This window comes from Streptomyces sp. NPDC023481 (assembly GCF_055560195.1).
The window spans coordinates 277,081-288,252 of sequence record NZ_JBVHJE010000011.1; the positions used below are offsets into that span (position 1 = coordinate 277,081).

At 69.0% G+C, this 11,172-nt stretch carries 10 protein-coding genes; 8 read left to right on the plus strand and 2 right to left on the minus strand.

Annotated features, from left to right (window positions below; genetic code table 11):
- Positions 1-71: 71 nt before the first annotated feature.
- Positions 72-794, minus strand: a complete 723-nt coding sequence (locus tag ACZ3ZD_RS22715) for a TetR/AcrR family transcriptional regulator (protein WP_467400155.1) — start codon at positions 792-794, stop codon at positions 72-74.
- Positions 795-903: 109 nt separating this feature from the next.
- Here ACZ3ZD_RS22715 and ACZ3ZD_RS22720 point away from each other — a divergent pair, with 109 nt between their 5' ends.
- The 7 genes from ACZ3ZD_RS22720 to ACZ3ZD_RS22750 all read left to right on the plus strand — a co-directional run bounded on the left by ACZ3ZD_RS22720 (position 904) and on the right by ACZ3ZD_RS22750 (position 8,297).
- Positions 904-1,623, plus strand: coding sequence for a hypothetical protein (locus ACZ3ZD_RS22720; protein WP_467400159.1), 720 nt, complete (start codon positions 904-906; stop codon positions 1,621-1,623).
- Between the two features lie 317 nt (positions 1,624-1,940).
- Entirely contained in the window at positions 1,941-2,540 is a 600-nt protein-coding gene (locus ACZ3ZD_RS22725; protein WP_467400161.1) for a YdcF family protein, read from the plus strand.
- 352 nt (positions 2,541-2,892) lie between these two features.
- Complete coding sequence (locus tag ACZ3ZD_RS22730) at positions 2,893-3,633, plus strand: SDR family oxidoreductase (protein ID WP_467400163.1); 741 nt, start codon at positions 2,893-2,895, stop codon at positions 3,631-3,633.
- An 83-nt stretch (positions 3,634-3,716) separates the two neighbouring features.
- Complete coding sequence (locus ACZ3ZD_RS22735) at positions 3,717-5,015, plus strand: MFS transporter (protein ID WP_467400166.1); 1,299 nt, start codon at positions 3,717-3,719, stop codon at positions 5,013-5,015.
- 56 nt (positions 5,016-5,071) lie between these two features.
- On the plus strand, positions 5,072-5,725 hold the full coding sequence (locus tag ACZ3ZD_RS22740; RefSeq protein ID WP_467400169.1) for a response regulator transcription factor: 654 nt from the start codon (positions 5,072-5,074) through the stop codon (positions 5,723-5,725).
- Positions 5,716-6,972 (plus strand): sensor histidine kinase, encoded by a 1,257-nt coding sequence (locus tag ACZ3ZD_RS22745; RefSeq protein WP_467400171.1) that lies wholly within the window; start codon positions 5,716-5,718, stop codon positions 6,970-6,972. The genes ACZ3ZD_RS22740 and ACZ3ZD_RS22745 overlap by 10 nt, the downstream gene beginning before the upstream one ends.
- Positions 6,973-7,022: 50 nt before the next feature.
- Positions 7,023-8,297 carry a COG4705 family protein gene (locus tag ACZ3ZD_RS22750; RefSeq protein WP_467400174.1) on the plus strand — a complete coding sequence of 425 codons (1,275 nt, stop codon included), beginning with the start codon at positions 7,023-7,025 and terminating at the stop codon, positions 8,295-8,297.
- Positions 8,298-8,581: 284 nt separating this feature from the next.
- On the opposite strand, the gene ACZ3ZD_RS22755 is transcribed toward ACZ3ZD_RS22750, so the two are convergent.
- Positions 8,582-9,550, minus strand: a complete 969-nt coding sequence (locus ACZ3ZD_RS22755) for a polysaccharide deacetylase family protein (protein WP_467400212.1) — start codon at positions 9,548-9,550, stop codon at positions 8,582-8,584.
- A gap of 373 nt (positions 9,551-9,923) precedes the next feature.
- Here ACZ3ZD_RS22755 and ACZ3ZD_RS22760 point away from each other — a divergent pair, with 373 nt between their 5' ends.
- The gene (locus ACZ3ZD_RS22760) at positions 9,924-10,958 is read left to right on the plus strand and encodes a bile acid:sodium symporter family protein (protein WP_467400177.1); all 1,035 of its coding nucleotides are present in this window, start codon (positions 9,924-9,926) and stop codon (positions 10,956-10,958) included.
- The last annotated feature ends 214 nt before the right edge of the window (positions 10,959-11,172 follow it).

Here is an 11,172-nt window from a genome sequence, read left to right on the forward strand (position 1 = left end):
CGCCAACCTGAGATCAGCTGCAGCCAAGAAGCGCACTCTTCCGCCGATGTGAGGGCGTTCGAGAACTGGAATCACCGGGCTGATGGCCGCCGCGGCGGGGTGTCGGGCGTGTGGCGCGTCCGCGTCGGTGCCTGCTGGCGCATGTGGCTGAGGCCGTCGAGGATGAGATCGAGTCCGAACTCGAACTCGCCGTCGAAGTCGAAGCCTGTCTTGGCGAGTTCCGTGACCACCTCGGCGAGGTACGGGTAGTCGTCGATCTCCGACGGTTGTCGGTCGGCGACGGCTTTCCGTCGTCGCGCCGCCTCGGCCGGGATGTCGCCGGCGAGGGTTTTCTCCTGAAGGGCGAACCCGTAGATGTAGGCGTCCATCAGGTTGTACGCGTGCACGGCCATGGAGAACGGGAAGCCCGCGTCGCGGCGGAGGCACCGCAGCACGGCGTTGTGGTGGCAGAGGTTCGCCGGCCCCGGAGTGCCTGTCTCCATCCGGCCGACTGCCCACGGGTGACGGAGCAGCGCCTGCCGCATCGACGAGGCGCGGGTGCGCAAAGCGGTACGCCAGTCGACGTCGACGGGCATCTCGACCTCGGCGAAGACCAGATCGACCATGCCGTCGAGCAGTTCATGCTTGTCCGCCACATGTTTGTAGAGCGCCATGGGTACGACGCCGAGCCGGGCCGCCAGCCTGCGCATAGTGAGCGCGTCGAAGCCGCCCTCATCCGCCAACTCGGCGGCCGCACGCAACACCTTGGCGCGGTTGAGCCGCTCTCGGCCGGCGGCTGCGGCGCTGTCCTGCATCTGGTTCCTCTACGGCCTGTCCGGTGTCCAGCCTTGACAGGTGTACAGGGTACACCTAGCTTGGCCGCAGCGAAGGTGTACGTCGTACACCTCACGGAGGAGGCACAGCATGAGCTCGACGCCAGGACGCATCGGGACGAAGCGACCCTTGCCGATCATCACCGCCACGAGGCTCACGCGGGCCGCCGGAATCGCTGCCGCGATCGCCGGACTGCTGTTCATTGGTGTCCAGGTCAACCACCCACCTATGGATGTCTCGTCGGTCACCACCACCGACTGGGTGGTGCGCAGCACCGCAAAGGCGGTCATGGCGGCGCTGGCGCTTGCCGGCATCACCGGCATGTACCTGCGTCAAGTCCGGCAGACAGGGATCCTCGGCTTCATCGGCTACGTGTTGTTCGCGGCCGGCTATCTGCTCATGCTGAGCATCGAGGTCGTCGCGGCCACGGTTCTCCCTTCGGTGGCGCACACGTCGCCCGGCTACGTCAGCGACGTCCTTGCCGTCGCCTTCGGCGGCACCGCCACCCATGACATCGGCGCCATGCAGACGGTCTTCGTCCTCAGCTCCGTCGGTTACCTCGCGGGCGGGTGCCTGTTCGGTATCGCGCTGTTCCGGGCGCGTGTCCTCGCCCGGTGGGCCGCGGCGCTCCTCGCCGCAGGCACCGTCGCCACCGTCGCGCTCGCGGTGCTTCCGGAGTCGTTCAACCGGCCGTTGGCCGTTCCGACCGGAGTGGCCTTGATCGGTTTGGGCATCTCGCTGTGGCGCGACCAGCCGCCCACCGTCGGCGACAACCCACCGCCTCCCCGCGTCGAATACGCAGCCGCGTGATGATCGTCCAGCATCGGGTGGACACGGGGCGCTGGGCGCACAGGAACAGGGCTTCCTGAACAGCTCGTTGGTGTCGAATCACCGAGCAGGAGGAGGCCCTGGTGCAGCAGTCCTGCGTGCCGACGGCGGGGCAGCCCCGCAGAGAACCAAGGGCAGCACCGCCCCTTCCGCCCTCTCCGATGTTGGATGTGGAGCGCTTGATGGTTCGAGCGAACCCGTCTGCTCGCTCGCGGAGGCCGACGACGCTGCAGCACTCGCTCGGCCCCTGGCGGGCTCAGGGAACTGTTCCTTATCAGCAACTGTCCTGGAGTCGCCGCATGCGACGAAGGACGGGACTGGCGACAGCTGGGGTTGCAGCCCTGGCCTGGGGCGAGTGGTTGAACTGGCGCTGGTCTCGAGCGCTCGTGGGGAGAGGCGGGGGCACCTCCGAGGCCGTGGTGGTGTTGGGGTACCGGAATCCCCAAGCGACGGCGAACTTGATCAACCGATGGCGAGTACGGGCTGGAATCCGCTCCATCGCCACTGACGGTGCGCAGGGGACCTGCGTGATCTTCAGCGGCGGTGCGACCAGCAGCGGCGCCACGGAGGCCCAACTGATGGCTGACTATGCGAAGTCGGTGCTTGAGTTCGACGGCACGATGCTCCTCGAAGACCAAAGCGCGACGACGTGGGAGAACATCACGAACGTGATCCCACTGCTTGAAGACGTGGATCGCATCAAGATCGCCTCCCAGCCGGCTCATGCGCTCAAGGCCCGTGCGTACCTGCGGCGGCAGCGCCCCGATCTTGCAGAGAGGCTGGTGCGCGCGGACGACTACCGCCCTGGCGAGTGGACGGTCGTCAAACCGTTTTTGGCGCTGTACGGACTTTGGACACTCCGTGGCCTCAAGGCCGAAGAGCGGAAGGACTCGCTGTAGACAGCCGCTGGCGCTTGGCCTCACGCATGTCAGGACGGGCAGCAAGCATCACCTGATCACCGATGCCACGGGAATTCCGCTCGCGTTCGCTCACCTGCACTGGTTCCCCCGCCTGCGAATCCGCTGGGAGATCCGCGACGACATCCACGAAGCCTTCCTCACTCTGGGGGCAGCATCATCTGCTGGCGTCGGCTCAAGAACCATGTGGGTGTTCCCAAGCACCCTCGTGTGCGGCACGAACAGGATGCCTCGGAACACCAGCCGATCCGGATGCCGCTTGCTGTCGATGTCGCCGAATGCCAGGTCGGATTCCCGCCAGCTTCCGCTGGCGGGGACAGCGATGCTCGACGGCATGAACCGACTCGAAGGAAAAGTCGCCTTGATCACGGGCGGAAGCCGGGGCATCGGCGCCGCCGCTGCGCTCCGGCTGGCGGAGGAAGGCGCCGACATCGTCGTCACCTATGAGAACAGCGCGGAGCGTGCCGCCGACGTCGTGGAGCAGGTGAAGGCCCGGGGGCGTCGAGGGCTGGCCATCCAGGCCGACAGTGCGGTCCCGGAGGCGCTGACCGCCGCGGTGGACGAGGCCGCCGCGACATTCGGCAGGCTGGACATCCTGGTCAACAACGCCGGCGTCTTTCTCGTCGGCTCGCTCGACGACCTGGGGCCGGCGGAGATCGACCGTACCCTGGCCGTGAATGTCCGGGCACCGTTCGTGGCGTCACAGGCGGCGGCGCGTCACATGGGCGAGGGCGGCCGCATCATCAGCATCGGCAGCAATGTCGCCGAACGCGCGCCCTTCCCAGGCCTGGCGCTGTACTCGATGAGCAAGTCGGCCCTCGCGGGCATGGCCAAGGGCCTGGCCCGAGAACTCGGCCCGCGCGGCATCACCGTCAACGTGGTCCACCCCGGCCCCACCGACACGGACACCAACCCGGCGGATGGCCCGAACGCCGAGACGATCGCCGGCTTCACCGCTGTGGGCCGTTATGCGGAAGCGGCCGAGATCGCGGCCACTGTCGCCCACCTGGCAAGTGCGGACGGCAGGTACATCACCGGCGCCTCGATCCACGTGGACGGCGGTTTCACCGCCTGACAAGGAGCGCCTGTCGGGCAGCGGTGGTGACGGGACGTGCGCAAGATGGCCGTACGAGGCGCGTGACACCTCCGGGAGGACAGGTGAAGCCCACCCGCACTGCGTCCGCACTGCCCAACAGACCTGCCCGGCGCCTGCCGCCGTGGCGGTTCGTCGTGGTGTTCGGGGCCGTCAGCCTGCTCATGGACTATGCCTACGAGGGCGCTCGCTCGATCACCGGCCCGCTCCTCGCCCATCTCGGAGCCTCGGCGGCCGTGGTCGGCGTGGTCACGGGGGCGGGGGAGGCTGCCGCGCTCGGACTGCGGCTGGTCTCCGGTCCGCTGGCCGACCGCGACCGCCGCTTCTGGGCCTGGACGATCACCGGATACGTCCTGACCGCGGTCAGTGTTCCGCTGCTCGGTCTGACCGGCGTTCTGTGGGGGGCCTGCGCCCTTGTGGTCGCCGAACGGGTCGGCAAGGCGGTGCGCTCTCCGGCCAAGGACACGCTGCTCTCGCACGCCACCGCCGCTACCGGACGGGGCCGGGGATTCGCCGTGCACGAGGCGATGGACCAGGTCGGCGCGCTGCTCGGACCGCTCACGGTGGCCGGCATGCTCGCCCTCACCGGTGACGACTACGCGCCCGCACTCGGGGTGCTCGCCCTGCCCGGCGTGGCCGCCATCGCCTTGCTGCTGTGGTTGCGGGCAAGGGTCCCCGACCCGATCGCTTACGAGACGGACGCCGGCACACCGGCGTCCGACGTCCCTTCCCCCGCGGAAACCCAGGAGTCGGTGCTGCCCCCGCGGTCCTTCTGGGCCTACGCGGCCTTCACCGCAGCGACCCTGACCGGTTTCGCCACCTTCGGTGTGCTCTCCTACCACTTGGTGACCCGCCATCTGTTGGCCACCGCGACGGTGCCCGTGCTGTACGCGGCGGCCATGGCCGCGGATGCGCTGGCGGCGTTGGCCACAGGCTGGCTGTACGACCGGTTCGGCGCCAGGGTCCTGGTCGTCCTTCCGCTGCTGTCCGCCGCCGTCCCTGCCCTCGCCTTCACCGACACGGTGGCGATCGCGGTGGCGGGTGCCCTGGTGTGGGGAGCGGCTGTCGGCGTCCAGGAGTCCACTCTGCGCGCCACCGTCGCCGACCTGGTGCCGACCGGTCGCCGGGCCACCGCCTACGGCGTCTTCGCCGGGATCATGGGCGGCGCCGCGCTGGCCGGTGGTGGACTGACCGGGGCGCTGTACGACGTCTCCGTCCCCGTTCTGGTCATCGTGGTCGCCTCCATCCAGGCCGCGGCGCTCGTCCTGCTGTGGACCACCCGGGCCGCGCGCTCGGATACGCGGACCTCTCCCCGTGGGCCGGCCTGCTCCCGAAGAGCCGACGGAGATCATCCGGGGCCCTAGCAGGACGCTGACCAGGGGGAATGGAGAACTCTCGCCGGAGTGCCTAGGGTCACCGTGTGGCTTCTATCGTGGTGTGTGAAGACGACGCGGCGGTCCGTGACGTACTCCGGCGCGCACTCGAGCACGACGGCCACAGGGTCGCAGTCGCGTCCACGGCGGACAGTCTGCTGCGGAACCTTGATCCGACTCCTCACCTGGTCGTCCTCGATCTGGGGCTCCCGGACGCCGACGGCCGCGATGTCTGCCTGGCGCTGCGGGCACGTGGCGTCGACGCCCCGGTGCTGATGCTCACCGCTCTGGACGGCATGCATCACAAGGTGGGCGGCTTCGAGGCGGGAGCCGACGACTACATGACCAAACCGTTCGACATCCCGGAACTGCTGGTGAGGGTCCGCGCCCTGCTACGCCGGACAACCGCGACGACCCCACCGGACGGCGTCATTCTCGATCCGGCGAAACACGTCGTGAGCCACGGTTCGGCAAGCGAGAGCCTGACGCCGACCGAGTTCCGGCTGCTGGGCAGGCTCATCGCTTCACAGGGCGACGCTGTACGCCGCCACGCCCTCGTCGCTGCCGGCTGGCCGCACGGCGCGCAGGTCAGCGACAACACCCTCGACTCCTTCGTTCGCCGGCTACGCACCAAACTCGGCGCGCTGGGCGTGGCGGATCGCCTCGCGACGGTCCGTGGGGTGGGCTACCGATGGGAGTGACGGGCTTCCGGGGGAGAGTCGTCGCGCTCGCGGTTCTGATCGCGACAGCGGTGGCCGCCGTGCTGGTGGTGGTCTCGCACGTCCTGCTGAGCCGGGTGACCGACGCTGACGCGAACGCTCTGGCGCATACACGCGCAGAGGCGGTGGCGGCGAACGTCACCGTACGCGGTGGTCACGTCGTGCTGATCGAGAGCGGCAATGAAGCGCTGGACACGGTCTCGTGGGTGTACGCCGACGGCCGCCTCATCGACGGGATCGTGCCGGGCGGCCTTCGTCCCCGCGTCGAGGCGCTTGCCGACGCCGGGCAGTCGCAGACCACCACGATCGGCAGATACCTGCTGTATGCCCAGCCGATCCGGTTCGAAGGCCACCGCGTCGTGGCGGTCGTGCGGGTGGATCTGACGCCGTACGAGACGTCGGAGCAGCGCAGTCTGGGGATGTCGCTCATCCTGGGCGGCATCACGATCCTGCTCGCGGGCGTCGTCGCGTACCTCGTGGTGGGTCGTGCGTTGCGGGTGGTGCGCGAGATGGCCGCTCTTGCCGACGACTGGGGCGATCACCAACCCGGGCGCCGATTCGACCTCGGCGTTCCTCGCGATGAGTTCGGGGAGCTCGGGCGAACCCTCGACCGCCTGCTCGACCGCATAGACAACACGCTCGCGGACGAGCGCCGGCTCACCGATGAGATCGCCCACGAGTTGCGGACGCCGTTGACGGCCCTGCGGGGCGAGGCACAGCTGGCGCAGCTCTCCGATCACCATCTGGCACCCGAGGCCGTTCTGACGGAGGTCGACCGCCTGAACACGGCGATCACGACGATTCTGAGTGCCGCCCGTACACGGATCGACGGCGGTACCCGCTGCGATCTCAGGGAGGCGGCGAGCAAGGCGATCGCCGGCCGCTCCATCGAACTCTCCGTGCCGGCCGACGTCGATGTAGCCGTGGCGAGCGAACTCGTCGTCGCCGTGCTGTCACCCCTGCTGGAGAACGGCCTGCGCCACGCGACTTCGCGCGTCTGGGTCAAGGGGCACATCCAGCCCCAGGGCGTGGTGATCGATGTCCTCGACGATGGCCCGGGATTCCGTCCGGCGGAGGTCGACCGAGTCTTCGAAGCCGGTGTGACCAGCGGCGACGGGCACGGGTTGGGACTGGCCGTGGTAAGGCGTCTCGCCGCGTCCGCAGGAGTGGCAGTCCGTGCGATCGCGGATGGTCACGGTCGCGTCGAGGTGACCTTCCCCACACCGTAAACGATCGCGTAGTCAGGTTGTGTGCAGATTGGCCAAGCCAACCTCGCCGCATGACAACGACGAGCGAGGCCCGCACGCGCCGAGGCGGGCGGCTGATGCTGAACAAGGTTCCCGAGGTCACCATCTGGTTCTGGGTGATCAAGATCCTGTGCACGACCGTCGGTGAGAGCTTCGCCGACTGGATCAACATGAAGCTGGGCGTCGGCCTGGTGAACACGGCCTGGATCTTCACGGCGGTGTTCGTGGTGGTCCTGGGCGTCCAGCTGCGGCTGAAGCGGTACGTCCCGTTCCCGTACTGGCTGACCGTGGTCGTTGTCAGTGTCACGGGCACGCTGTACACCGACATCCTGACCGACCAGCTCAACGTACCGCTGTGGATCAGCTCCGCCGTCTTCTCAATCCTGCTCGCCGTGGTCTTCGGCGTGTGGTGGCTGCGCGAGCGCACCCTCTCCATCCACTCGGTCACGACGCTGCCGCGTGAGTCGTTCTACTGGCTCGCCGTTCTCGTCACCTTCGCGCTCGGCACCGCCACCGGCGACTGGACCCTGGAGCTCACCGGCTGGACCCCGGGAGTCTCGGTCCTGCTGCCGCTCGGCCTGATCGCGGCGATCACGCTGCTGTGGAAGTTCGGCGCCAACCCGGTGCTGTCCTTCTGGCTCGCCTACATCCTGACCCGCCCGCTGGGCGCGAACATCGGCGACTGGCTCGCCTCCCCGAAGGTCGCTCAGCCGGGCGAGCCGACCGGTCTCGCGCTGGGCACCTTCACCACCAGCCTGATCTTCCTCGGCCTCATCCTGGCGACCGTCATCTACCTGACGGTGACGCGCTCCGACGTGACCGAGACCTACGAGGCCACGCACACCTCGCAGGACACCGCCGACCCGCGTAGGGAGCGCGTCGCACTGGCGGGCTTCTGCCTTCTCGCCGTCGCCACGGGGGGCCTGCTGATCTGGGCGCACAGCCGGCCACACGTCGGCCCGGCGCCGGAGACCGACGCCACCTCCACCGTTCACCTCGCCCCCGGCCAAGCCGTGAAGAAGTTCCCGCCCGCGAAGGTCCACGCACTGAAGGCACTCGCAACGACCTCGCTCAAGGACGCACGCGCAGGGAACGCGACCGGGGCCCACGCCGCTGCCCAGTCGCTGCGGGACCTCTGGGACGCCGACCAAGCCTCGTTGCAGCCGCTGGACAACACCGGCTGGACGTTCATCGACGCCCAGATGGACCAGGTCCTGAAGACCTTCGGCATCGACCACCCGAACCCGCCGATGTCACCGGCGCGACAGGAAGCCGAACTCAACACCCTGCTCACCGACATGCGCTGACGGACCTGACCGGCGCCGGGATCACCGTCGCCGTCGGTGGGCCAAACCGTCGGGGACGAGGGAGCCGACCCTGACGGGCCGACCCCTTGAGGCCGGTATCGCGCCGAGCAGCGCGATACCGGCCCCGACGGTGGGAACTCCCGGCTGCGCAAGTCACCGGTCGTGCGTGCCGGGATCCGCGTCCGCGACGGTTTCACGCCCCTCGGTGACTGATCCGGTCCTCTGGGCCGACGACATGGTGGCCCTTTCGTGCCCGGGACTCGACGCAGGCGCACGGCGCCGTTCTACGCGGGTCTAGGCTGCGGCCCGTGGTGGTAGATCACGCCGGGGTGTACGCCTCCGGACGCGGCGAACAGCTGCGGGACGGTGACCAGCACGTAACCGCGGGCCTTCAGAGACCGGACAATGCTCGGGACGGCAGGTGGGGTGGTCGCGTACCGGTCGTGCAGGACGACGATCGCGCCCGGTCGCACGCGGCCCAGGACGCGCTCCTCGATGAGCCGTGGGTTGCGGGACTTCCAGTCCTTCGAGCTGACGCTCCACATCACCACCGACAGTCCTTGCTCACGGGCCGCCTCCCGCACTTCGGAGTTCCATGCACCGAACGGCGGTCTGAAGAGGGTGGGCCGATGCCGCGTGACGGAGGCGATGGCCGCCGCTGCGGTCTTCAGTTCGTAGTCGATCCGGGCGGGCGGCAGGAGGGTCAGGCGGGGATGGGTGACGGTATGGTCGCCGACCGCGTCGCCGTCCCGCAGCTCCCTGAGCACGTCCGTGCGGTACCGGCGAGCGTGGGGACCGATGAGGAAGAACGTGGCCACGGCGTGCTGGTGCTCCAGTGTGCCCAGAATGGCCGCCGTGCTCTGGGTCGGGCCGTCGTCAAAGGTCAGCGCCACACACTTGGTGCGCCTGCAGTCGACGGCGTGAGCCGGCGCGCTGACGGCATACCCGGCGGACACGGGAGCCGGCGCAGCGCTGCCGGGCAGGGGCAAGGTCGGCAAGGGCAACGCGTATGCGCCCGAGGTGACGGCGACCGTGGCTGCCACAGCCCATCGCCATGCTTTTCTGACCGACATCACGGGCACCTCCCATCCAGAGGCGATTCCGCCGGCCGCACTCGATGCCGGTCGCGGCCGGTGAAGACGGCCTTCGTGCCCGACCGGCGCCGTCATCGCTTGACGCTCCGTCCTCGACGAGCGCACGACCGCCGGGACGCCCGCCCAGACCAGGCTCACCGATCCGATCACCGTCGGCATCTCGAAGCAGGCATGAGATGTCCTAAAGCCAGCAAAGGGCACGGTAAGAATCGTGGTTGACGGGCCCGAGTGCGTCCCTCATCTCTTACCGATTACCGACGTGAAGCCTGCCGGCCGCCATGCCGCGATGGCGTGGGTGTTCGTCCCCCGCCATGCTGCTCGACCATGGCGTCGAATGCCTGAACACATCCTGACCGCCGCCGCGTACCGGTGGCCCCACTGGTCATGCGCGAGCAGCATGGCGGCATGCACTCTTCCGCACAGCTCTGCCTTCCCGGCATAGGCGCCTTCCGTTATAGCCCTGCCCTCGTAACGGAAGAAGACCACCTTGCACGCCCCTACCCAGACCCGGGCCCACTGCCCCAGTGATCGCGTGACCGCCTGGCTGCGCCGCCGACTGGGGCGAGCCGTCCTCCTTTCGTACGCCGGCGCCCTGCTGTTGCCGGGTCCCGGCCTGTGGCTGCGCCAGACCCGGACCCTGCCGCTCGGTTCTCGCTTCTGCCTGCCGCTGTCCACCGCCCCGCTCCTGCTCGCGCTGGTGCTGTTCTCCGCCGGTCTCCAGGTCCCGGTCCGCGAACTGGGCCGCGTGCTGCGCCGGCCGAGTGCACTGCTGGCGGGGCTCGTACTCCATCTGGCGATCCCGCTGCTGGTCATCCCGTTCATCGCGTTCCTGTTGCACCGGTCACCCGATACCGACGGCGGCAGCGGTCTGGTCACCGCGATGATCCTGATCGTGGCCATGCCCGTCGCTGCCGGGGCCACCGTGTGGACCGGCAAGGGCGACGGCGACCAGCCGACGATGGTGGGACTCGTCCTCGCCTCCACCCTCCTCAGTCCCCTCACCATCCCCGTGATGATCCGGCTCCTGACACCGCTGCTCAGCGGCGGCTACGCGGACGTGCTCGCTGCGAGTGATCGCAGTCTCGGCGGCGGCTTCACTCTTGTCGGCGTGGTCCTGCCCTGCGCGGTGGGCATCCTGCTGCGGATCGCTCTGCCCGAGTCGTGGCTGGGCCGGGCCTTGATCGGCGTGCAGCCGGCGGCTCTGATCGGCTCGCTGGTCCTGACCTACGTCAACGCCAGCGGCGCCCTGGGGTCCTTCCTGGCCCAGCCGCGTCCCCTGCTGTTCGGTGCCGCACTGGCCGTGGCGGCACTCGTCTGCCTGCTGTCGTTCGTGCTCGGCCGGTGTGCGGCCCGCGTGCTCGGGCTCGATCCGCCCGCTGCCTCGTCCGTCACACTCGCGTGCGGGATGAACAACAGCAGCGCCAGCGCCGTGCTGATCACCGCCACGCTCCCCGACAAACCGCATCTGCTCCTGCCGGTCCTCGCCTACGGACTGCTGCAGAAGACGGCCGCGAACCGCGTTGTCCGGACGCGGCTACGGCAGGTGTCACGCGCGTCACCGGGCTGAACCGCTCTCCCGGCACGGAAACGGTGAGCTGGTGGGGCTCGGCTGTGCGTGCGGCCAGCATGCCGGCACGCGGGACCACGGTTCCGGGGAACGGCCGGGGGGTTCTCGCCCGCCGGGCCGCGCCCTAGGTGTATGGCCCTGTGAGGTTGGGGATGCGGCTGGCGGGTGGTTGGCCCTTCAGCGCGGTGTGTCCGCGGTGGTGATTGTAGGTGTG